This window comes from Rhizobacter sp. P3_C12, from assembly GCF_056402735.1.
The window spans coordinates 1-21,435 of record NZ_JBFUGW010000100.1; the positions used below are offsets into that span (position 1 = coordinate 1).

Sequence of the window (21,435 nt, forward strand, 5' to 3'; positions counted from 1 at the left end):
GTGCCGGCCAAGCCCGAGCCCGCGCCGGAGCCGGCCCCGCCGCCGGTCGCCGCCGCACCGGTGGCGCCAGCCGAGCCCTCGGCCGGCGAGAAGGCCTTCCGCTCGGGCGAAGCGTCGGCCAAGGCCGGCAACCTGGAACGCGCCCTGGCCGACTACAAGCAGGCCGCCAGCCTGGGCATTGCCGCCGCCGGCCCGAAGGTGGATGCCACCAGCAAGCGGCTGGTCGACACCCATTCGCGCAACGCCCGCTCGGCGCTCGCGCGCCAGGATCTCGACGGCGCGATCAAGTCCTGGGACAAGGTGCTTGAGCTCGATCCGGCCAACGACACGGCCAAGCTGGAACGTCAGAAGGCCCTGCGCCTGAAAGAGAAGGTCAACGCCCTCTGACCAGGGGCGGCCGGCCTGCGATGTAGGAGACGGCTGACGCCCACGCGGCGTGCCGTCCGATTCTCGTGGCCGGCCGGGCCGTGGACCCTTGGGTCACCAAGGAGGACACCCCATGACGCAAGAAGCCCAGATCATCGGCAAGGTCGAATACCGCGAAGGCGACGGCCAGCCGATCGAGATCCGCCCCGGCCCGATCGAGGTCGAGACCACCCTCACCGACGCCACGCTCAGTTGGGTCGACGGTGACACCCACGGCTCGACCGCGATCCCGATCGGCGATTTCCAGCGCTACGTGGCGCGCGGCACCATCGAGCTGAAACACGAGACGGTGTGAACCTCTGAGCGTCGCGCATAGAGTTCGAGCAGCACCTCGCTGACGTTGCCGAGCAGCAGCCGCGCGACACCCTCCGCATAGAAGTTGAACTGCGTGCTGACGCGGTAGCGCGTGCGCATCGCGAGCCGGGTGCCGCCGCGCTCGGGCTCCAGCTCGAACACCGTGTCGAGCAGGTCGAAGTACAGGCCGCCGATGCGCACGTGGTCGTCCAGCGCGCCGGCGGGAACCGAGTCGTCAGCGAAGCGGTAGGTCCACGCGATGCGGCGGGCCGGCTGCCACTCGGTGATGTCGCCGTCGAAGTGGATGCCCTTGCCCATCCGGAAATGCTGCACGCGCTGCCCGGCCGCGCCGGTGACACCTGATTGCGGCGGCGGCACGCCGATGCGGTACGCCCAGCCGCGCGCGACCTCGTCGGCCCGGATGTCGGGCAGCTGCGTCAACTGCTGCCACACCGCCGCGGGCGGCGCGGCAATCCACACACTGCGTTCGACCTGGCTGCGGTCATCCTGCAGCGCGGTGCCGGGCACCAGGGCGCCCATCAGCAAGGGCAGCACGCCGGCGGCATACAGCGTCGGCCGCGGCCAGCCCGAGACACGACAGGCGATGCCCATCAGCAGCCCGCCGATGCTGCCCAGCACGCCGAACAGCGGCGCGATGACGATCGCGCAGATCAGCCCCTCGATGTTGATGAGCAGCGTGCCAATGACGAACAGCGCGGTGGCAAGGAACGGTGCGCCGAGGTAGTAGAGCCACGAGCGCCGGTGCTCGCGTTCGGCCACGTAGACGGTGACCATGCCCACCGCGATCGGCGCGAGGAACACGAAGGCGCCGGCCATCGCTGACCAGTGGCCGCCGGCCACGCCGGAGAACACCAACCGCAGCGCGATGCCGGCCAGCGCCCCGGCCAGCACCGGCCAGCGGTAGCGGAACGGAAGGTGCTCGGCACTCATCGCGTGTGCGAGATCCACAGCAGCACCGCGAGCACGCCGATCGTCAGCTTCTGCAGCAGCGAGACCGCGTGCGCGAAGCGGCCGCGCAGGTCGATGCGCGGCTCGGGCGGGCTGATGCGCAGGCCCTGCGCCAGGGCCGTCGGCGAGCGGCCCAGCAAGGCCGGCAGCGCATTCGCGGCCGGCACGCTGCCGCGTTCCAGCAGGCGCATCGTCTCGGGGCTGAAGGCCTTCTGCGGCAGCAGCTGCGCCACGCGGGCCGCGAGCTTCATCAGCGGCATCGGCACCGGCAGCCACAGCGGCTCGCCCAGGCCGAGCGCCGCGCGGTAGGCGGCCAGCATCTCGCGGTAGCTCACGCTCTCGGGGCCGCCGATCTCGTGCACCGCCCGCAGCGTGCCGCGCTGCTCGACCAGCCGCGCGATCGCCTCGGCCAGCTCGTAGACGTGCAGCGGCTGCAGCCGTTGCGCGCCGCGCCCCGGCAGGCTGACGACCGGCAGCGCCGCGAGCGTCGCGAACAACGCGGCGCTCGCGCTGCGCGGCCCGTAGACCAGCGATGGCCGCAGCACCGCCCAGTCGATCGGCAGGGTCGCGAGCAGGTCATCGGCGAGCAGCTTGCTGTGCAGGTAGGCGCTGCCGATGCCCTCGGCGCCGACGCCGAGGGCCGACACCTGGATCACCCGCCGCACGCCCGCGAGCGCTGCGCCGCGGAACAGCTCGATCGGCCCCTGCGCATGCACGCGCTCGAAGCGCTGCCCGCGCGAAGGCACCAGGATGCCGACGCAGTTGACCACCGTGTCGACCTGCGCCTCGCGCAGCCGCGCAGCCCAGTGCTGCGGCGACACCGGGTGGGAGAAATCGAGCGGCCAGTGCTCGCGCGCCGCGCCCGGCCGGCGCGAGGCTTCGATCACCTTGTGGCCGCGCGCACGCAGCGCATGCACGACCGCTGCACCGATGCAGCCGGTCGATCCACAGACGAGGACCTTCATGATGGACTCCTTGAGAAGCAGCAGCGCGCCGGCGCCGCGACATCGAACGCGCGCACCGCCTCGGGTTCGAGCGCCTGCAGCGTGGCGCGGGGCGGCAAGGTGGCCGGCAGGCTGATGTCCCACACCAGCCCGATGCGCTGCAGCGTGCACAGCACCCACCAGCCCGGATCGGCTTGGCCCGGATAGAGCCCGAGGCGGGCCGAGCCGGGAAACGCGTGGTGGTTGTTGTGCCAGCCCTCGCCGAAAGTGATGAGGCCACAGCCGCGCACGTCGTGGCCTTGCACGCCGGCGCCGTCGACATGCCAGCTGCGGTGGCCGGTGCGGTGCGCGAAGTGGCCGACCATCCAGTGCCCGGTGAGGCCGACCACGCAGCGCAGGCACACGCCCCACAGCACCCAGCCGATGCCGCCGAGCGCGAAGAACAGCAGCGCCCACGGCAGCTGCTGCAGCAGCCAGTGGCGCTCGAGGGCCATCAGCACGCGGTCGTTCGCGAGGTGCGCCGGCAGCTCGAAGCGCGGCGGCCGGGCGAGGCGCAGCTCGCAGTGCAGTTGCCACCACGCGTCGACGAGGAAGCTGCGGCGGTGCGCGAAGAAATCGTGGCAGTGCGGCTGGCGCTGCGCCCAGTCGCGCAGGTCGTGCGTGCGCATCATGCCGGCCGGGCCGGCCATGCTGACCAGCACGCCGAGGTAGACCAGCACGCGTTCGAGCCACAGCGGGCAGGCATAGGCGCGGTGGATCAAGCGCCGATGCATGCCCAGCGAGTGGCCGAGGCACAGCGTGACGGCACTGCTTGCGAGGAACAGCGCGAAGCCGCTCCAGCTCGCGTAGCGGGTGACGGCCAGCATGCCGCCGGCCAGCATCGCGAACCACCACAGCGAGCGCTGCGGCGCCCACGCGACGCGGCCCTCGACCGCGCTGCACCCTTCCGTCGCGTGAACCGTGGTGACTTCGTTGCGCATGGCCGCCTCACTCGCCGCGGTGGGTGCGGCAGGCGCCATCGCGGCAGGCCTGCATGCGGGCCGCCATGCGCGCAGCACGAACCCGCCGGATGCCGCGCACCAGCGGCGCGCTCGCCCGCGAGATCGCCTGGCGATGCCGCGCGAACCAGCGGTAGCCCAGCTCGAACGCGGGCTGCAACGGCGCCCAGCCAACCGGCTTCAGCACCCAGCCCAGGCCCACTGCCTCATAGGCCAGCCGCAGCACCTGCACACCGTGCAGCACCCGGCCGTCGGCCGCGATCGCGTGGATCTCCTCGTTCATCGCCTGCAGCGTGATGCCATAGGGCGTCGGGTCGAAGCCCTCGGCACTGATGTCGACGAAGGCCAGGCGGCCCGCCGCGTTGCGCTCCCACAGGTGGTCCATCTCCAGCGAGCACACCGGGCAGGCGGCGTCGTAGAGCAGCGTCATCGGGTACAGGGCTTGGTTCATTCAGATCGCTCCGTCAGTAATTTCTGTCTTTAGAGAAACTCATGAGCAAAAAAAATTTCAGCCTCAGGGACCCAACAACTGCACCGGGTTGATCTCTTCGGCTGCTGCGCCGTCGCGGCCGAGCAGCTTCTTGATCTTGGCGCCGAGCTTCAGCACCTTGGTCAGCGTGTCGGTGTCGAGCTTCAGCATCTCGTCGCTCCATGCCGTCAGCGTGACCAGCAGTTCCTGCGTCTCGCGGATGCGCAGGCGCGCCTCGGCGGGGTCGCGGCTGAGCGCCGGATCGGCCAGCAACTCGTTCAGCACCTCGATGGTGGGCGCGATCTCGCGGCGCTGGCGCTCACGCACCACAGTGCGCAGCAACTCCCACACCTGCGTCGAGGTCTCGAAGTGATCGCGCCGGTCGCCGGCCAGGTGCACGAGCTTGATCAGGTTCCAGCCCTGCAGCTCGCGCAGGCTGTTGCTGACGTTCGAGCGCGCGACGTCCAGCGTGTCGGCGATCTCCTCGGCATGCATCGGCCGGCCGGTGATGAAGAGCAGCGCGTGGATCTGCGCGACCGTGCGGTTGACACCCCAGCGCGTGCCCATCTCGCCCCAGTGCAGGACGAATCGGGTCAGGGTCGGCGACAGGTTCATGAGGTGGACTCTAGGGTCGTCGGATATTTCTGTCAATACAGAAATCAAGAAAGAGGCTTCACAAGAGAAGACGACACGATCCAGCCTTCGAGCGGGTCGGCATCCGTCGGCCGGCCGAAGCCCGCCTGCCCCGCGGCCCACGCCGCCTGCATCAGGCACAGCACGGCATCGAGCCGATCACCCGACGCATCGGCCACCAGCGCATCGCGCTGCGCATGCGACAGGCGCAGCCGCAGGCCGAGGCGCGAGCGGCCCTGCTCCAGCGCCTCGAGCAGGTCCTTGCGGGCGATCAGGCGATCGGGCGTCTGCCGCGCCTTGTCGTCGGCCTTGTACGAGCGGCGGCCGATCAGCTCGCGCGCCAGCAGGCCGGGGTAGCCCTCGAGCGCGACGCGCTGTGCATCGCCCGGGTGCAGCCCGGGCAGGTCCACCCCGGCATCGATCAGCAGCGGCACGCCGGCATGCAGCATGTACGCGACCGGCGGGTTGACCCACTTCATCGACGGCGACGAGCCGGCCGGGCCATCGGCCGCCCGGTGCGCGAACTTCGCGCCCACCGGCCGCGCATCGCAGAACGCCGCGAAGCGCGTGCGGATCTCGTCGCGCGACAGGCCGGCGTAGTGGTGCATCAACGGCAGCCAGTCCATCGGCCAGCCGAGCGCCTGCACCAGCTCGCGAGGCAGGCCGAACGGGAAATCGAAGGCAGCCAGCCACGGGCCGGGCGTGCGCAGCCATGCGGCGAAGTCGTCGAAGCTTTCGTGCGTGTCGACGCGTTCCAGCCGCACGACATCGCGCGACGCCTGGCCGCGCGCCACGGTGATCGGCTTGCGGCGCGTCGGCCGGCTGGTGAAGTCGACGCCGGCGAGTTGCTGGTTCGGGAGGGGAGCAGAGGTCATGGGGTGCCGGTACAGTAGTGCCCCCACTCTAGCGATCTCCCATGGCCGACACCCCTGCCGACAAGTCCACGCCCTCGCCTGCTTCGCGCGAGGAATCGAAAGAACGGGACGCGAGGGACACGAAAGAGCGGGAGCCGAAGGAGCGCCTCGTCACCACCGAACACCGCACGGTCGTCGGCAAGCGCAAGCTGGACTACAGCGTGACCTGCGGCACCATCGTGCTGCGCGAGGACGAGCAGCGCGACGGCCAGCGCAGCGCCGACAAGCCGCGCGCCAGCCTGTTCTTCATCGCGTACACGCTGAAGGGCGTGAAGCCCGAGACGCGGCCGGTCACGTTCAGCTTCAACGGCGGGCCGGGCTCGAGCAGCGTGTGGCTGCACCTGGGCATCCTCGGCCCGCAGCGGGTCGTGACCGACGAGATGGGCAACGCGCCGCCGCCGCCCTATGCGCTGACCGACAACGAGCACACGCTGCTGACCGACAGCGACCTGGTCTTCATCGACCCGGTGGGCACCGGCCATTCGCGCATGGTCGAGGGCGAGAAGGTGACCGAGTTCCACGACTACCAGCGCGACCTCGACGCGGTGGGCGAGTTCATCCGGCTGTACCTGGCGCGCTACGGCCGCTGGGGCAGCCCGAAGTACCTGATCGGCGAGAGCTACGGCACGACGCGCGCGGCCGGCCTCTCGCTGCACCTGCAGGACAAGCACGACGTGTTCCTGAACGGGGTGATGCTGGTGTCGCTGGCGGTCGACCTGCAGACGCTGCACTTCGACCACGGCAACGAGCTGCCCTACCCCTTGTTCCTGCCGACCTATGCGGCCACCGCCTGGTACCACCGCGCGCTGGCGCCGGCGCTGCAGAAGAAGCCGCTGGCCGAGGTGATCGCGGCGGCCGAGGCCTTCGCGCTCGGCGACTACACGGTGGCGCTGATGCAGGGCTCGGCGCTCGACGCGAAGGCGCGCCAGCGCATCGCCGAGCAGGTGGCGCTGTACAGCGGGCTGAGCACCGCGTACGTACTGCGCTGCGACCTGCGGCCGCGCGAGTTCCGCTACTTCAAGGAGCTGCTGCGCGAGCGCGGCCAGACGGTGGGGCGGCTCGACAGCCGCTTCCTCGGCCTGGACCGCGACGATGCCGGCGAGGAGCCCGAGGGCGACCCGGCGATGAGCAACCTGCTGGGCGCGTATGCGACCGGCATCAACCGGCTGCTGAAGGACACGCTGAAGTTCGAGACCGACGCGCCCTATGTGGTGCACGCGCCGATCTGGGACAAGTGGGGCTGGAAGGATTTCGCGGGCAAGTACGTGAACRTCGGCGGCAGCCTGCGGCGCGCGATGCATGCGAACCCTGCGATGCGGGTGTACGTGGCGAGCGGGTACTACGACCTCGCGACGCCGCATGCCGCCGGCGACTACACGCTGAGCCACCTGGGGCTGCGCGAGCCGCTGCGCCAGAACATCAGCGTCAGCTACTTCGAGGCGGGGCACATGATGTACATCCACCAGCCGTCGTTGAAGCGGATGGCGGGGGAGTTGAGGGCGTTCGTGCGGGGGTGACCCTCGTGGCACTCAATCCTCGCGTCGCCTCCCGGCGGCGCGGTCGGCCAGGTCCTCGGCCAGAACGTCGCGACCCGCCACGCGTGCACGATCGGCGGGTGTCTTGCCGCGCTCGTCCCTGCAACCCGTCAGCCGGGCTGACAACCCGGGCAGCGTGAGCAACCAGGCCGCCATCTCATCGGCACGCCATGAACTGCAGGCCAGATGCAGCACCGTACTGCCGTCCGACGCGAGCAGTTCGGCGCCTGCTCCCGCCGCATGCAGTGCATCGGCCAGCGCCAGATGGCCGGCTTCGCAGGCATGCATCAGCGCGGTCATTCCGCGCTCGTCGGCATCATCGAGTGATGCGCCGGCATCGAGCAGTGCGTGCACGACCTCGATGACCTGCCCGTCATCTCCGCCATATTTCCCTGCGACATCCCTCAGCACCGACGCAAGTCCAGCTGCATTCATGTGCCGCGCTCGCGCTGCATCGCCCGCATCACGAAGCAAAGCCGACACCAGCAGCATGTCACCACGCCGTGCGTGAGTGCGCAGGGTCTTCAACCACGCGGCAGGTGACAGGGCCTGGATGCGCGGCCGAAGCGCCTGCTCAGGGAACCCGCTCCGACGGCGCGCGGCTTCTCCCCTCAGCACTTCCTTCAGACGTGTGTCGTCGATCAGATCGCCATTGAAGCGCTGCCCCTTCTCGCGATCGACGTAGACCGTGCGTTCGTTCGCCGCCATCCCGAGGTGCTCGCGCTCCGTGTTCCCGGAGATCGATTCGAAGCGATTCCACAAGATCGGCATCTCGCCCGCCAGCAAGCCGTCGGCGAATGCATCCGCCCAGCCCGGGTCATCCGCCGGCGTGACCGCAAACGGCGCGCTCAGCCACGCAGGGTGGCCCTCACGGCGAAGCCGTTGCCAATCGAGGGTGACGGGCTCTCCCGGATACCAGACGGAATGGACGCTCGCGCCGACCTGGCGCGAAAAGACGCCCTCGCTTTGGAGATGCGCTTCCGGCAGCGCCACCCAGAAGTCGAACACGACCGCCTTCGGGCCCTCTCCGACTTCGCACCACCAGTGCGTACCGACATTCTTCACGGCGACTGGCTGCTGCAGGTGCCTCGGCAACCGGCCGACCAGATCGATCAGCAGGACTTGCAGGACAGGTGCAACGAGGTCGCACACGTTGACGTCATGCCTCAGGGCCGCGAGCTCTGTTCCGCAGCCACCCGTCGAGGATGGGTAGACCTCCTCGAACGCCCGGCTCAAACGATTCGTCGACTCGCCCTGCGTGAGGGCGATCGACCAGAGCGCATTCGCAGGCAGTGCCGACAGGACACGGCGGAACTCGTCCCAGGCGACGGGAAACAACGCCAGGGCCGCCGCCGTCCTCGCCCCCACCATCCGCTCCTGAAGCACCAGGGTCGGGCCGTGAGCATTCAGCGCGGCGTACTTGCTCGTCGTGCCGGTGGGCCCCCGGGCTTGGCGCGTTCGCCTGAGCGAGGCTTGATTCCAGCCGGGAGCGCTGCAGGAGCGAGAGATCTGTCGGGTCGTGTTCATGTGATTGACTGGGCGGAGCAACATCAGACGCGCATCGCCGCAACCACTCCTGCGTACAGCACGTCACCCTGAGTCACGCCCACCCGTCGTCGGTTCCCGCCTGCGTCACGTCATGCATCTCCGTCCGTTTGCGATCGGGCACGAAGATCCGAAGACCTTGCACTCACCCCGTCGCCAGCCCCACCACCCCCGCCGCAATGCACGCCGCCCCCGCGATGCGCGTCCCGCGCTCGCCCTCGCCCAGCAGCCGCCCGCCGAGCAGCGCGGCGAACAGCATCGACACCTCGCGCGCCGGCGCCACGTGCGACAGCGGCGCCAGCCGCGCCGCATACAGCACCAGGATGTAGCCGAACGGGCTGACCACCGCCAGCACCAGCGCGTGGCGCCACAGCGCGCGCGCCGATTCCATGAAGGCCTCGGGCCGCCGCAGCGCGCCGGGCAGCATGAACGGCACGCGGGCGAGATTCCCGAAGTAGTCGATCAGGATCGGCGAGATCAGCATCACCTTCACCGAGTAGCCGTCGATCAGCGTGTACAGCGCGATCATGCAGCCGGTGGCCGCACCGTAGCCCAGGCCCGCCATCACGCGCTGCCGCTGCACCGGGTCGTGCGCGCGCGCCCACAGCGACGGGCCGCCGGCGATCAGGAACACGCCACCGGTGACCGCGAACACGCCCAGCACGCCGCCCAGGCTCATGTGCTCGTCGAGCAGCAGCAGCGCGCCGAACGAGCTGATGAGCGGCCCGGTGCCGCGCGCCACCGGGTACACCACCGTCAGGTCGCTCGCCGCATAGCCGCGCAGCAGCACGTTGAAGTAGACGAGGTGGGCGATGCCGCTCGCGAAGATCAGCGCCCATTCCTTCCAGCCCCACAGCGGCACCGCATCCCAGGCGGCCCAGATGCCGACCGGCGCCCACAGCACCAGGATCATCAGGCTGCACAGCAGTGCGAAGCGGCTGTCGCCGCCGGCCTTCTTGGCGACCAGGTTCCAGGCGGCGTGCAGCAGGGCGGCGGTCAGGACGAGGCAGAGCGCGGTCAGGGACATGGGGACGCAGGCGGGGCGAAACCCCGCATTGTCCGTCGTCGGGCCCGGGTGCCCGACGTCGTGCGATCACCCCCTCGACGCCGCCACCCGCATCGTCACGAACTCCTCCGCCACCGTCGGGTGGATGCCGATCGTGCGGTCGAGCTGCGCCTTCGTCAGCCCCGCTTGCACCGCGACCGCGAAGCCCTGCAGCACCTCGCCGGCATCGCCGCCCACCATGTGCGCGCCCAGCAGCCGGTCGCTCGCGTCGTCGACCACCAGCTTCAGCAGCGTGCGCTCGGTGCTGCCGCTCAGCGTGTGCTGCAGCGGCTTGAACTCGCTGCGGTAGATGCGCAGCACGCCGTGCCGCGTGCGCGCCACCTCTTCGCTCAGCCCCACCGTCGCGGCCTGCGGGTGCGTGAAGATCGCGGTCGGCACCGTCGCGTAGTCGAGCACCGGCCGGCGGCCGTCGCCGAACAGCCGGTCGATCAGCACCATCGCCTCGGCCAGCGCCACCGGCGTCAGCGCCTTGTGGCCGACCAGGTCGCCCAGCGCGTGCACCGAGGGCACGTTGGTCGTGAAGCCCTCGTCCACCGGCACCGTGCAGTCTTCGTTGACCTTCACGCCCACCTCGGCCAGCCCCAGGCCGCGGCTGCGCGCGCGCCGGCCGGTGGCGTGCAGCACGGTGTCGGCCTCGAGCACGCTGTCGTCGGCCAGCTGCAGGCGCTGCACCTCGCCGCGCCGCTCCACCGCGGCGATGCGCGACTCGAGCCGGATGTCGATGCCCTTCTTGCGCATCTCGGCGGTGACGAAGCGCGCCATCTCGCCGTCGAAGCCGCGCAGCAGCTGCGGCCCGCGGTGCAGCAGCGTCACCTTCGAGCCCAGCCCGTGGAAGATCGAAGCGAACTCGCAGGCGATGTAGCCGCCGCCCACCACCGCCAGCCGCTTCGGGAACGGCGACAGGTCGAACATGTCGTCGGAGCTCATCGCCCATTGCGCGCCCGGGCCTTCGATGCGCAGCGGCTCGCCGCCGGTGGCCAGCAGGATGTGCCGCGCGGTGAAGCGCTGCTCGTGCGTCGTCGTCTTCACCGCCACGGTGTGCGCATCGAGCAGCTTGGCCCAGCCGCGCACCAGCTGCACGTTGGCACCGCGCAGCAGCTCTGCATACACGCCGTTCAGCCGCGCGATCTCGGCGCCGCGCCGCGCCTTCAGCACGTCCCAGTCGAACACGGGCTCGGCCAGCGCCCAGCCGAAGCCGCGCGCCTGCGCGAAGGCCTCGTGGTAGTGCGCAGCGTAGCTGTACAGCTTCTTCGGGATGCAACCGAGGTTCACGCAGGTGCCGCCGAGCGCGCTGCCCTCGGCCAGGATCACCTTCGCGCCGAGCTGCGAGGCCATGCGGCTCGCCCGCACGCCGCCGCTGCCGGCGCCGATCACGAACAGGTCGCAGTCGTAGGATGTGTCAGCTGTCTCCGTCATGCGAAGGCTCCCTCTCTCTCATCAGTGCCTGCAGCGTAGCGAGGCTGTCGGCCTCATGCAAAGGCTTGTCGTTGCGGATCCGCAGCATGCGTGGAAACCGCACGGCGATTCCGCTCTTGTGGCGCGGGCTCGCATTGATGCCCTCGAAGCCGAGCTCGAACACCAGTGTGGGCCGCACGCTGCGTACTGGCCCGAATTTTTCGAGGGTCGTCTGTCGGATGATGCGGTCAACCTCGGCGAATTCGCCATCGCTCAAACCCGAATACGCCTTCGCGAAGGTCACCAGCTGCAGCGCACCGGGCTGCGCCGGTTCGCGCCGGGCGATCGCCTCGACCACCGCCTGCGCCTCGGCCGCATCGGCCRGCGGGCGGCTCCACACCGCGAAGGTGTAGTCGGTGTAGACACTCGCGCGCCGCCCATGCCCGGCCTGGGCGTAGACCAGCACCGCGTCGACGCTCAGCGGGTCGATCTTCCACTTCAGCCAGGTGCCGCCCGCCAGTCCCTCCTGCTTGCGCCGGCCGCTGCCGTACTGCGCCTCGGCATGCTTGAGCATGAAGCCCTCGACGCCCCGCGCCCGCGATTCCTCGCGCAGCGCGGCCAGCGCCGCCCAGCTGTCGCGCTGCTCGACCGGTGACACCCGCATCGTTCGCCCTGCGGACGCGGCGTCGAGCAACGCGCGCCGCTCGCGCTGCGGCCGGCTGCGCAAGTCGACGCCTTCCCACTCGAGCAGGTCGTAGGCGATGAAGCTGGCCGGCGCGTCGGCCAGCACGCGCTTGGTCAGCGTCTTGCGCGCGATGCGCTGCTGCAGCAGGTTGAACGGCGCCGGCGTATCGCCCTTCCAGACCAGGATCTCGCCATCGAGCACGGTGCCGTCGGGCCACTCGCGGGCCAGCGCCACGACCTCGGGAAAACGCTCGGTGACGAGCTCTTCGCCGCGCGACCAGATCCAGGTCTCGCCGCCGCGCCGCACGATCTGCGCCCGGATGCCGTCGTACTTCCATTCGACCAGCCAGTCGCCCGGCGCGCCGAGCCGCGTGTCGAACTCGGGCGGCAATCCCTCGACGGCATGCGCGAGGAAGAACGGATACGGCTGCCCGAGCGGCGCAGCGCCCTCGCCCTCCCCCACGACCAGCGCCGCGAAGCGCGCCGCATCGGGCGTCTGCTTCGCATCGGTCCAGCCCATCATGCGCTGCGCGAGCAGCTTGGCGTCGAGCCCGGCGTGCGCGGCCAGCGCGCGCTGCACCAGCAGCTTGCTGACGCCGACGCGGAAGCCGCCGCCGATCAGCTTGGTGAGCAGGAAGCGGCCGGTGGCGTCGAGTTCGTCCCAGTAGCCGGCGATGCGTGCCGCCTGCTCGGCCGGCGAGAGCCCGCGCAACGGCAGCAGCCGCTGCTCGACCCACTCGGCCAGCCCGACATCGCTCTCGTGCTGCGGTGCCGGCAGCACCAGCGCGATCGTCTCGGCGAGGTCGCCGACCGCCTGGTAGCACTCCTCGAACAACCAGTCGCTGATGCCGGCGCGCTCGCAGGCCAGCACGCGCAGCGTCGCGGTCGGCACCACCTGCCGCGGCTTGCCGCCGGACAGGAAGTACACCACCCAGGCCGCGTCACCCGGCGCGGCTTCGGCGAAATAGCGCTGCAGCGCCGCCACCTTGGCCGAGGTGGCGGTGGTGGCGTCGAGTTCGGCGAAGAGCCGCGCGAAGCGCTTCATGCGGCGGGCTCCGGGTCGGCCGCGGCCGTCCGTTCGTCGTCACGCTCGTCGTCGTATTCGGTGTGGAACGCACCGGCCTGCAGCCCCTGCTCCTGCAGCCAGCGCACCATCACCGCCTCGTAGCCGTGGGTGACGATCACGCGGCTCGCACCGGTCGCGGCGATGGCGCGCTGCAGCCCCGGCCAGTCGGCATGGTCGCTCAGCACGAAGCCGCGGTCGATCGAGCGCCGGCGGCGCGTGCCGCGCAGCTGCATCCAGCCGCTCGCGAACGCATCGCCGTGCTCGCCGAAGCGGCGCGTCCACGGCGAGCCCTGCACCGACGGCGGCGCGATCACCAGCGCGCGTGCGAAGCCGGCCTTGTCGGCGACCTCGGTCGCGAGCTGCGTCGGCGGCAAGGCCACGCCGGCCGCCCGGTAGGCCTGGTTCAGCGGTTCGACCGCGCCGTGCACGACGATCGGCCCGATCGACGCATCCACCCCCGCCAGCAGCCGCTGCGCCTTGCCGAAGCTGTAGGCCATCAGCAGGCTCGCGCGGCCGGCCTCGGCATTGGCGCGCCACCAGGCGTCGATGTCTGCGAACACCTCGCGCTGCGGCTGCCAGCGGTAGATCGGCAGGCCGAAGGTCGATTCGGTGATGAAGCAGTCGCAGCGCACCGGCTCGAACGGCGTGCAGGTGGCGTTGTCGTCGCCCGCACCGCTGACGAAATAGTCGCCCGACGCGACCCACACGCGCCCGCCATGTTCCAGCCGCACCTGCGCCGAGCCGAGCACGTGGCCAGCAGGGTGCAGCGAGAGCCGCACGCCATGGTGCTCGATCGCCTCGCCGTAGGCGAGCGTCTGCAGCGTGATGTCGTCGCCGAGCCGCGCGCGCAGCACGCCCTCGGACGGCGCGGATGCCAGGTAGTGCGCATGCCCGCGGCGCGCATGGTCGCCGTGCGCATGCGTGATCACCGCGCGCTCGACCGGCCGCCAGGGGTCGATGAAGAAGTCGCCGGGCGGGCAGTACAGGCCCTCGGGCCGCTCGATCACCAGGTCGTCGGCGGCCATCAATAGCGGCCGGTCTGCCCGGCGATCCGCAGGTAGACGTGCGCGCACCACGCGACGAAGCCGCGCCGCAAGGTGCCGGCCAGCGTGCGCGGGTGGGCGAGCTTGGGATCGATCTCGCGCGATAGCGCGACCGCCGCATCGAAGCGTGCCGCGAGCGAGCGGGCGAAGCCCTCGTCGCGCACGATCACGTTGGCTTCGAGGTTCAGCAACAGCGACAGCGGATCGATGTTCGAGCTGCCCACCGTCGCCCAGTCGCCGTCGATCACCGCCACCTTGGCGTGCAGGTAGGCCGGCGTGTACTCGTGGATGCGCACGCCGTGCGTCAGCAGCTCGTCGTAGAGCACGCGCGCGGCCAGCCCGGCGATGCGGTAGTCGAGCTTGCCCTGCAGCAGCAGCCGCACCGCCACCCCGCGGTCGGCCGCATCGCGCAGCGCGCGCCGGAACGGCCGGCCGGGGTAGAAGTACGGGCTGATCAGGTCGACGCGTTCGCGCGCGCTGCGGATCGCATCGATGTAGCTGCGCTCGATGGTGCGGCGCTGGCGCAGGTTGTCGCGCAGCACGAAGGCCGCGCGCACCGGCGGCAGCGCATCGGGGCTCAGCTGCAGGCCCTTGGCGCGCGGCATGCGCAGGCGGCGCATCAGCCGCTTGGCCCGCGCGATCGGCTCGGCGCTGCGCGCCAGGGCCACCATCTCCTCGCGGAAATCCTGGCCCAGGTCGGCGCGCGTCCACACCGCGCGGATCGCCTGCTCGACCGGCGCCACCACCGGCCCGCGCAGCTGCACCGCGAAATCGAGCCGCGGTTGCTCGGTCGCGCCGTGCACGAGGTCGATGCGATCGTCGATCTGGTTGATGCCGCCGACGAAGCCGACCTCGCCGTCGATCACGCACAGCTTCTGGTGCAGCCGGCGCAGCTGGCCGGGCTGGAACCAGCTCCACCAGCTGGTGATGGGCCGGAACACCGCGAGGTCGACGCCGCCGTCCTCGAACAGCGGCTGCAGCTGCGGCAGGAAGGCGCGCGAGCCGAAGCCGTCGAGCACCACGCGCACCGCGACACCGCGCGCGGCCGCTGCCAGCAGCGCCTGCGTGACGGCGGTGACGCTGCCTTCGTGCTGGTAGATGTAGGTCGCGAGCCAGACCTCGTGGCGCGCCGCGTCGATCGCCCGCGCCATCGCCGGGAACAGCTCGTCGCCGCCGCTCAACAGCTCGACCTGGTTGTCGCCGCAGAACAGCGCGCGCGGCAGCGTGCTCCACAGGTCGTCAGGCAGCGGCGGCTCGCCGTGCCGGCGGTGGTGCTTGCGCGTCCGTGTCGCGGTCGAGGTCAATGCAGGCTCATTCCAGTTCGAGTTCCGCCACCAGCGGCAGGTGATCCGACATCCGCGCCCACGCCGCGCCGCGCGGCACCGAGGTGCCGGTGCAGCGGAAGCCGCGGGTGTAGATGCGGTCGAGCGAGAACACCGGCATGCGCGACGGGAAGGTGCGCTGCGAGCTGACGCCGCGCCGCTCGGCGCGGTACAGGCCGAGCGCATGCATCGGCGCGTCGAGCTTGCCGCCCCAGTCGTTGAAATCGCCGGCCAGCACCACCAGCTCGTTGGCCGGCACGTGGTTCGCGACGAACGCACCGATGCGCTCCACCTGCCGCACGCGGCTCGAATGGATCAGCCCGAGGTGGGCGACGATCGCATGCACCACCACCGAATTCCAGTGCACCCGCACGTGCAACAGCCCGCGCTGCTCGAAGCGGTGATCGGACACATCGTGGTGCCCGATCTCCTCGCCCAGCGGCCAGCGCGACAGCAACGCGTTGCCATGCTCACCGCCCGGCGTGACCGCGTTGGTGCGGTAGGCCGCGTGGTAGCCATCGGGTGCCAGGTACTCCGCCTGCGGCAGGCGCGGCCAGCCCTTGTGCGTGTCCGGAAAAAGCCGCGCCTCGCCGTGGTGGAAGCTGCGCACCTCCTGCAGGAACACCATGTCGGCGTCGAGCGCCTCGATGCCGAGGCCCAGGTTGTGGATCTCCAGCCGCTTGCGGGGGCCGACGCCGCGCACGCCCTTGTGGATGTTGTACGTGGCCACGCGCAGCACGTGCGGGGGGTGGAGGGTCGACGGTGACGCGTTCATCGCGGGGAGCTTCCGAGGTCGAGGATGGCGGCGGCGTTGGTGCCGGAGAAGCAGCGCGCGGCGGCGTCTTGCCACGGCAGCCATTCGAAGCGCAGGTGTTCGTGCGGGCTCAGGCGGACCGGCGTGCCGCGATCGACCTCGAGGGTGAAGACATGTTCGGTGTTGTGGGTGACGCCCGGCGCGTAGCGGTGCGCCCAGGCCGGCAGGATCTCGTAGACGTGCTGCCGGCCGAGGTCGCGCAGCCGATCGGCCGGCACGGCCGCCGAGCCGACCACGATGCCCGTCTCCTCGGCGACCTCGCGCCACGCGGTGTCGCGCAGCGGTTCGGCCGGCGACGCGCGCGAGCCGGTCACGCTCTGCCAGCCGCGCGACGCATCGTTGCGCTCCAGCAGCAGCACCTCGCGCTGCGGTGAATGGATCAATACCAGCACCGACTCCGGCAGTTTCATGCCGTGAAGGATAGCGGCTCGGCGCGGCCGGCCCGTGTCGGCAGATGCCTCGCCGCCGGGTCGGGCAAACTCCCGCCCCATGCCCAGCCTCACCGCCTTGAAAAACAAGCTCTCGCAGCGCCGCAAGCTGCGCCGCCCGACCGGTTTCCGGTTCGCGATCGCCGACACCCTCGGCCAGCTGAACCCGACGCACTGGGACGCCGCCACCGCGGGGCACTCGTGGTTCTTCAGCCGCGACTACCTGGGTGTGCTGGAAACCGCCCCGCCGGACTGCCTGTCGCCGCGCTACGCGCTGATCAGCGATGCCGACGGCCCGGTGGCCGCGGTCGTGATGCAGTGGGCCGAGCTGGAGCGTGACCGCCTGCGCCCCACGCCGGGCCGGGTGRCACCGGCCGACGGCAAGCGGGCCCGGCTGAAGCAGTTCCTCGGCCGCGCCGCCGCGGGCAGCGGCAGCGCGGTGGCCACGCGGCTCAGCGAACGGGTGCTGGTGTGCGGCAACCTGCTGAGCTACGGCATGCATGCGGTGGCGATGGCGCCGGATGTCGACCCCGAGGCGCTGTGGCCGGCCGTGGCCGAGGTGCTGTACCGCGTGCGGCGCGCCGAGAAGCTGGCCGGCCAGGCGGGCTTCGTGATGATCAAGGACGCCACCGACCGCGAGACGCCGGCGCTGCGCGTGCTGGAAGGCCTGTCGTACCGCAGCGTCGAGACCGAGCCGAACATGGTGCTTGCGCTGCCGCCGGCCTGGAAGACACACGACGACTACCTGGCGAGCCTCGCGTCGAAATACCGCAGTGCGGTGAAGAACCAGATCATGGAGCCGGTGCGCCAGGCCGGCCTCGCGCTGCGCGTGTTCGAGGTGGACGAGGCCCTGCAGGCGCGCATGCACGCGCTCTACCTGCAGGTGCACGAGAACGCGAGCCTGCGGCCGTTCACGCTGCATCCCGGCTACTTCGGCGCGCTGGCGCGGGCGGCCGGCGAGCGGCTGCGCTGCAGCGGCGTGTTCGACGGCGACACGCTGCTCGGCTTCATCGCGACGCTGAAAGACAACGGCGTTGCAGTCGCCTACCACATCGGCTTCGACCGCCAGGCCGCCGAGACGCATCCGCTGTACCTGCGGCTGCTGCACGCGAGCATCGCCGAGGCGATCTCGATGGGGGCGAGCGAGCTGTCATTCGGCCGCACCGCGCTCGACCCGAAGGCACGGCTGGGCGCCAGGCCGCAGCCGATGCAGGTGTGGGTGCGTCACCGCCAGCCGGTGATCAACCAGATCACGCGGCGCATGCTCGGGCTGCTGCGCCACGAAGAAGCGCCGGACCGCAATCCGTTCAAGGCGGCGCCGCGCGAGGGCTGAGCCGGGGCCCTATCCCTTGCCGCCGGTCTTCACCGCCACCGCCGGCGGCAGTTCCTTGGCCTGCAGCATGCGCACCTGCGTCACCAGGTGGTTGTGCGCATCGAGGAACGCGGCGGCGATCACCTTGCCCTCGTTGCTGTTGCTCCAACCGGCACCGGCCGCACCGCCCAGCTTGCCAAGCACCAGGCCGCCCATGCCGAGGTCGGTGACGCGCACCGAGCCGGTCGATGCGGCCAGCTGCTCGGTGGTCTCGTTGTCGGTCAGCAGCAGCGCGACCTGCGCTTCCTTCAGCTTGACGCTGTCGGCCACGCCGACGAACTTGTTCAGCACCGGGATCATCCCGAGGATGCCGCCGATCTCGCGCCCGGCGTTCTGCTCGCTGAAGGTGAGGCTGGGCGTCAGCGTGTACTGCGCCTCGTAGCCCTTGCCCTTGGCCACCGTGCCGTTCTGGCGCAGCACGCCGGCGTTCTTCAGCTCCTGCTCCTGCACCGTGGCGCGCAACCCGGCCGAGCGATCGACCACGCGGAAGCAGCCGCTCTGCTGCGCCAGCAGCCGGATCAGCGGCACCGGCGACTGCGGCAGGTTGTGACCCGACACCATCGTGTAGCCGTTGGGGTTCTCGACCAGCGCGAGCGTCGCGACGGGCGCATCGCATTTCACCAGCTCGCGCGCCGCGGCACTGGCACCCGCCGGGCCGGCCGACCCGGTCACCACCGACCCGCCCTGGCCGAGTTCGGCGCCCTGTTTGCCGCAGGCAGCGAGCAGCACCACCGCGATGGCCGTGAGGCCGGCCGCGCAAACGCGATTCATGGAAATCCTTTCGACCAGGGTGAAGAGCGGGGCCGATGATGCCATCGCAACATTTCGTTACCACACAGCGACACGACCGCACACATCGACCGTTGATCGCCCTTTTGTTCCGTTGGCTCTGCAAATTCTCTGCAAAGTTGCTGACCAAGCTCTCGCCTCGATCGAACCGGTCGCGTGCCCCCCGGGGCTCGCCCTCTTCCCCCACGAGCGAGAGACGCCATGAACACTGCACCTCCGAGACTTGCCTCCCCCGTCATTTCCGGATTGCGCCGATGGGTGCTGCCGGCATTGTCCAGCCTGCTGCTGGCCGCCTGCGGCGGCGGTGGCGGTGGAGCGAGCGGCGACACGTCGGGCTCGACGGCAGTGGTCGAGTCGGCCCCGGCCGCCGTCACCGACGTGACGGCGGTGGCCAGCAGCGACAGCGCGATCGTGCTGAGCTTCAAGGTCTCGAACCCGCAGAACGTCACCGCCTTCGAAACCGTCTGCAGCGGCAATGGCTCGCTGGTGACGGTTCGCAGCGCGTCCAGCGGCACCGCCACCGACACCGTCACCGTGACCGGCCTGACGAACGCGTCGAGCGCCAGTTGCACGGTCAGCGCGATCAACAGCAGCGGCGCCAGCAGCGCGTCGAGCCCGGTGCAGGCGACGGCCGGCTCGACGGCACCGACACCCAGCGCCCCGGGCGTGCTGCGCATGGACGGCGCATCGACCTCGGCCGTGATCACCTTCTCGGAGTCCACCATCAGCGGCGGCGCGGCCGTCAGCGCGTACGTGGGCATCTGCGTCGGCCCGGACAAGGCGTCCTACAGCTACGCCGCCGCGAGCCCGATCACTGTCCTCGGGCTGACACCCGACCTGCCGTACACCTGCTGGGTCAGCGGCTTGAACGCCCAGGGCTCCGGCAAGGCCTCGGCCGCCTCGGTGGTGACGCCGAAGGCCGCCACCGCGGTGGCCGCCGATGCACCGGCCGCGCCGACCGGCGTCAGCGTGGCGCGCGGGGCCGGCTCGGCCACCGTCAGCTTCTCGACCGGCACCGCTGCTGCCAGCGCCTCCAAGCGGCGCGCGCAGGGCGTGGCCACGGTGTCGGGCACGCTGTACCGCGCGACCTGCCGCAAGGGCGACAACGTGGTCAGCGTCGAATCGACCTCCAGCCCGATCACCGTGCCGCAGCTGACCAACGGCGCGGGCTATGTCTGCAGCGTCACCGTCACGACGACGGCCGGCACCAGCGCCGACTCGACCGCGTTGGATGTCATCCCCAGCACGGTGCCCGACGCGCCGGTGCTGACCGCGCTGAACGCGGGCGACACGACTGCCACGCTGAGCTTCACCGCACCCGCCGGCGACGGCGGTGCAGCCATCACCCGCTACCACGCGAGCTGCACCTCCGACACGCTGGCGGCGGCAGCCGATGCCTCGAGCGCGGGCACGGTCGTCGTCGCGGGCCTGGTCAACAACAGCACCTACAGCTGCAGCGTTGCGGCGGTGAACGTGGCCGGCACCGGTGCGGCGTCGAATGCGATGAACGTGACGCCGGTCGCATCGACGGTGCCAGCGAACGGCAGCGTCGCCAGCGCACCGCAGACGGTGCAGGCCAGCGCCGCCAACGGCAGCGCGGTGATCAGCTTCGCCGCGGTCACCGACAGCGCCTCGCCAGTGCTTGACTTCACGGCCACCTGCACGGCGTCCGGCGGCCAGCAGGTCAGCACGACCGGCACCAGCTCGCCGATCACCGTGAGCGGGCTGGCGAACGGCAGCACCTACAGCTGCAGCGTCACGGCACGCAACGAGAACGGCATCAGCCCGGCCTCCGGCGCGCAGAGCGTGACGCCGGCCGTGACCGCGCCGGCCACCCCGACGCTGATCAGCGTGACGCCGGGCGATTCGGCGATCTCGGTGGCCTTCACCGCCGGATCGGACGGCGGCGCCGCGGTGACCGCGTTCACCGCCACCTGCGGCGACAAGACCGGCAGCGGCCTGGCGAGCCCGGTGACGGTCAGCGGGTTGACCAACGGCCAGATCTACGCTTGCTGGGTGACGGCCACCAATGTGGTCGGCACGAGCGACAAGTCGAACACGCGCGACACCAGGCCGAGCACGGTGCCGCAAGCTCCGACGGACGTTTCGGCGACCGCCGGCAACGCGTTCATCACGCTGAGCTACACCGCGCCGCTCGACAACGGCGGCGCGGAGATCCTCGGCTACACCGCGACGTGCCGGCACGGCGACGACAACGACCTCTACATTGCAACATCAGCCACGAGCACGAGCACCAGCATCACCGTCTCGAATCTGGTCAACGACACGTCCTACGACTGCACGGTGACGGCAGACAACACTGCGGGTGCCAGTGCGGCCTCGGCGACAGTGAATGCCACTCCTGCCGCGACCATCGTAGAGACGGCACCGGATGCGGCGACCAACCTGAATATGTCTGTCGGCAACGAGACGCTGACAGTCACCTTCGACCGACCGGGCACCGACCTTGGCGACGTCAGCTATGCGCTGATCTGCTCGCCGGGGAACATCAACATGAAAGCCATCAACGGGTGGGCGATGGCGACCGACCTGCAGAACGGCACGACATACACCTGCATCGTGCGGGCCACGAGGGGGACGAAGAGCACGGATCCGGGGGGCTGTCAGGATTTCTGTGTGCGAGGCGGTTGAGATGAATTGGCTATTGGCCGACTCGCTTATCGACTGCCGTGCGCCGGCAGTGTGAATCGCTCTTCGTAGACCACAGC

The 21,435-nt window shown here is 70.5% G+C and carries 19 protein-coding genes and 1 pseudogene; 5 read left to right on the plus strand and 15 right to left on the minus strand.

Annotated elements, in window-relative coordinates; translation table 11 throughout:
- Both AC1DXV_RS16710 and AC1DXV_RS16715 read left to right on the plus strand, forming a co-directional pair.
- A pseudogene (locus tag AC1DXV_RS16710) lies at positions 1-387 on the plus strand (hypothetical protein); the annotation flags it as partial.
- Between the two features lie 112 nt (positions 388-499).
- Entirely contained in the window at positions 500-721 is a 222-nt protein-coding gene (locus tag AC1DXV_RS16715; RefSeq protein WP_047503195.1) for a hypothetical protein, read from the plus strand.
- Here AC1DXV_RS16715 and AC1DXV_RS16720 read toward each other — a convergent pair.
- The 6 genes from AC1DXV_RS16720 to AC1DXV_RS16745 all read right to left on the minus strand — a co-directional run bounded on the left by AC1DXV_RS16720 (position 676) and on the right by AC1DXV_RS16745 (position 5,608).
- A complete protein-coding gene (locus tag AC1DXV_RS16720; protein ID WP_477934593.1) occupies positions 676-1,671 on the minus strand; it encodes an SRPBCC family protein in 996 nt (331 codons plus the stop codon). The two genes, AC1DXV_RS16715 and AC1DXV_RS16720, sit on opposite strands and share 46 nt — an antisense overlap.
- The gene (locus tag AC1DXV_RS16725) at positions 1,668-2,654 is read right to left on the minus strand and encodes an NAD-dependent epimerase/dehydratase family protein (protein WP_477934595.1); all 987 of its coding nucleotides are present in this window, start codon (positions 2,652-2,654) and stop codon (positions 1,668-1,670) included. Before AC1DXV_RS16725 ends, AC1DXV_RS16720 begins: the two co-directional genes overlap by 4 nt.
- On the minus strand, positions 2,651-3,613 hold the full coding sequence (locus tag AC1DXV_RS16730) for an acyl-CoA desaturase (RefSeq protein ID WP_477869785.1): 963 nt from the start codon (positions 3,611-3,613) through the stop codon (positions 2,651-2,653). The genes AC1DXV_RS16725 and AC1DXV_RS16730 overlap by 4 nt, the downstream gene beginning before the upstream one ends.
- A 7-nt stretch (positions 3,614-3,620) precedes the next feature.
- The gene (locus tag AC1DXV_RS16735; RefSeq protein ID WP_477869787.1) at positions 3,621-4,082 is read right to left on the minus strand and encodes a thiol-disulfide oxidoreductase DCC family protein; all 462 of its coding nucleotides are present in this window, start codon (positions 4,080-4,082) and stop codon (positions 3,621-3,623) included.
- 63 nt (positions 4,083-4,145) lie between these two features.
- Positions 4,146-4,715 (minus strand): GbsR/MarR family transcriptional regulator, encoded by a 570-nt coding sequence (locus AC1DXV_RS16740; protein WP_477869789.1) that lies wholly within the window; start codon positions 4,713-4,715, stop codon positions 4,146-4,148.
- Positions 4,716-4,759: 44 nt separating this feature from the next.
- Entirely contained in the window at positions 4,760-5,608 is an 849-nt protein-coding gene (locus AC1DXV_RS16745) for a DUF429 domain-containing protein (protein ID WP_477934597.1), read from the minus strand.
- Positions 5,609-5,649: 41 nt separating this feature from the next.
- Here AC1DXV_RS16745 and AC1DXV_RS16750 point away from each other — a divergent pair, with 41 nt between their 5' ends.
- Complete coding sequence (locus AC1DXV_RS16750) at positions 5,650-7,164, plus strand: S10 family peptidase (protein ID WP_477934599.1); 1,515 nt, start codon at positions 5,650-5,652, stop codon at positions 7,162-7,164.
- 12 nt (positions 7,165-7,176) lie between these two features.
- Here the strand turns inward: AC1DXV_RS16750 and AC1DXV_RS16755 are convergent, their stop codons facing one another.
- The 8 genes from AC1DXV_RS16755 to nudB form a co-directional block, all read right to left on the minus strand.
- Positions 7,177-8,709 carry an ankyrin repeat domain-containing protein gene (locus AC1DXV_RS16755; RefSeq protein WP_477865709.1) on the minus strand — a complete coding sequence of 511 codons (1,533 nt, stop codon included), beginning with the start codon at positions 8,707-8,709 and terminating at the stop codon, positions 7,177-7,179.
- 163 nt (positions 8,710-8,872) lie between these two features.
- A complete protein-coding gene (locus AC1DXV_RS16760) occupies positions 8,873-9,754 on the minus strand; it encodes an EamA family transporter (RefSeq protein WP_477865710.1) in 882 nt (293 codons plus the stop codon).
- A gap of 66 nt (positions 9,755-9,820) precedes the next feature.
- On the minus strand, positions 9,821-11,209 hold the full coding sequence (gorA, locus tag AC1DXV_RS16765; RefSeq protein ID WP_477865711.1) for a glutathione-disulfide reductase: 1,389 nt from the start codon (positions 11,207-11,209) through the stop codon (positions 9,821-9,823).
- Positions 11,193-12,917 carry an ATP-dependent DNA ligase gene (locus AC1DXV_RS16770; RefSeq protein WP_477934601.1) on the minus strand — a complete coding sequence of 575 codons (1,725 nt, stop codon included), beginning with the start codon at positions 12,915-12,917 and terminating at the stop codon, positions 11,193-11,195. The genes gorA and AC1DXV_RS16770 overlap by 17 nt, the downstream gene beginning before the upstream one ends.
- On the minus strand, positions 12,914-13,963 hold the full coding sequence (locus AC1DXV_RS16775; protein WP_477865713.1) for a ligase-associated DNA damage response exonuclease: 1,050 nt from the start codon (positions 13,961-13,963) through the stop codon (positions 12,914-12,916). Before AC1DXV_RS16775 ends, AC1DXV_RS16770 begins: the two co-directional genes overlap by 4 nt.
- A complete protein-coding gene (gene clsB, locus AC1DXV_RS16780; RefSeq protein WP_477934603.1) occupies positions 13,963-15,285 on the minus strand; it encodes a cardiolipin synthase ClsB in 1,323 nt (440 codons plus the stop codon). The genes AC1DXV_RS16775 and clsB overlap by 1 nt, the downstream gene beginning before the upstream one ends.
- 7 nt (positions 15,286-15,292) lie before the next feature.
- Complete coding sequence (locus AC1DXV_RS16785; RefSeq protein WP_477934605.1) at positions 15,293-16,078, minus strand: endonuclease/exonuclease/phosphatase family protein; 786 nt, start codon at positions 16,076-16,078, stop codon at positions 15,293-15,295.
- Positions 16,075-16,527, minus strand: a complete 453-nt coding sequence (gene nudB / locus AC1DXV_RS16790; protein ID WP_477934607.1) for a dihydroneopterin triphosphate diphosphatase — start codon at positions 16,525-16,527, stop codon at positions 16,075-16,077. The genes AC1DXV_RS16785 and nudB overlap by 4 nt, the downstream gene beginning before the upstream one ends.
- Before the next feature lie 79 nt (positions 16,528-16,606).
- Here nudB and AC1DXV_RS16795 point away from each other — a divergent pair, with 79 nt between their 5' ends.
- Positions 16,607-17,878 (plus strand): GNAT family N-acetyltransferase, encoded by a 1,272-nt coding sequence (locus AC1DXV_RS16795; RefSeq protein WP_477934609.1) that lies wholly within the window; start codon positions 16,607-16,609, stop codon positions 17,876-17,878.
- Positions 17,879-17,887: 9 nt separating this feature from the next.
- Here the strand turns inward: AC1DXV_RS16795 and AC1DXV_RS16800 are convergent, their stop codons facing one another.
- Positions 17,888-18,688: a CsgG/HfaB family protein gene (locus AC1DXV_RS16800; RefSeq protein WP_477869064.1), complete on the minus strand. Its 801-nt coding sequence runs from the start codon at positions 18,686-18,688 to the stop codon at positions 17,888-17,890.
- A 219-nt stretch (positions 18,689-18,907) separates the two neighbouring features.
- Here AC1DXV_RS16800 and AC1DXV_RS16805 point away from each other — a divergent pair, with 219 nt between their 5' ends.
- A complete protein-coding gene (locus tag AC1DXV_RS16805; protein ID WP_477869066.1) occupies positions 18,908-21,358 on the plus strand; it encodes a fibronectin type III domain-containing protein in 2,451 nt (816 codons plus the stop codon).
- Positions 21,359-21,435 lie beyond the last annotated feature (77 nt).

Coding starts and splice junctions, on each gene's coding strand:
- AC1DXV_RS16760 (WP_477865710.1), bottom strand. CDS start 9,754: ATGTCCCTGACCGCGCTCTGCCTCGTCCTGACCGCCGCCCTGCTGCAC.
- nudB (WP_477934607.1), bottom strand. CDS start 16,527: ATGAAACTGCCGGAGTCGGTGCTGGTATTGATCCATTCACCGCAGCGC.
- AC1DXV_RS16740 (WP_477869789.1), bottom strand. CDS start 4,715: ATGAACCTGTCGCCGACCCTGACCCGATTCGTCCTGCACTGGGGCGAG.
- AC1DXV_RS16785 (WP_477934605.1), bottom strand. CDS start 16,078: ATGAACGCGTCACCGTCGACCCTCCACCCCCCGCACGTGCTGCGCGTG.
- AC1DXV_RS16720 (WP_477934593.1), bottom strand. CDS start 1,671: ATGAGTGCCGAGCACCTTCCGTTCCGCTACCGCTGGCCGGTGCTGGCC.
- AC1DXV_RS16735 (WP_477869787.1), bottom strand. CDS start 4,082: ATGAACCAAGCCCTGTACCCGATGACGCTGCTCTACGACGCCGCCTGC.
- AC1DXV_RS16715 (WP_047503195.1), top strand. CDS start 500: ATGACGCAAGAAGCCCAGATCATCGGCAAGGTCGAATACCGCGAAGGC.
- AC1DXV_RS16800 (WP_477869064.1), bottom strand. CDS start 18,688: ATGAATCGCGTTTGCGCGGCCGGCCTCACGGCCATCGCGGTGGTGCTG.
- AC1DXV_RS16745 (WP_477934597.1), bottom strand. CDS start 5,608: ATGACCTCTGCTCCCCTCCCGAACCAGCAACTCGCCGGCGTCGACTTC.
- AC1DXV_RS16725 (WP_477934595.1), bottom strand. CDS start 2,654: ATGAAGGTCCTCGTCTGTGGATCGACCGGCTGCATCGGTGCAGCGGTC.
- AC1DXV_RS16775 (WP_477865713.1), bottom strand. CDS start 13,963: ATGGCCGCCGACGACCTGGTGATCGAGCGGCCCGAGGGCCTGTACTGC.
- gorA (WP_477865711.1), bottom strand. CDS start 11,209: ATGACGGAGACAGCTGACACATCCTACGACTGCGACCTGTTCGTGATC.
- AC1DXV_RS16755 (WP_477865709.1), bottom strand. CDS start 8,709: ATGAACACGACCCGACAGATCTCTCGCTCCTGCAGCGCTCCCGGCTGG.
- AC1DXV_RS16805 (WP_477869066.1), top strand. CDS start 18,908: ATGAACACTGCACCTCCGAGACTTGCCTCCCCCGTCATTTCCGGATTG.
- AC1DXV_RS16730 (WP_477869785.1), bottom strand. CDS start 3,613: ATGCGCAACGAAGTCACCACGGTTCACGCGACGGAAGGGTGCAGCGCG.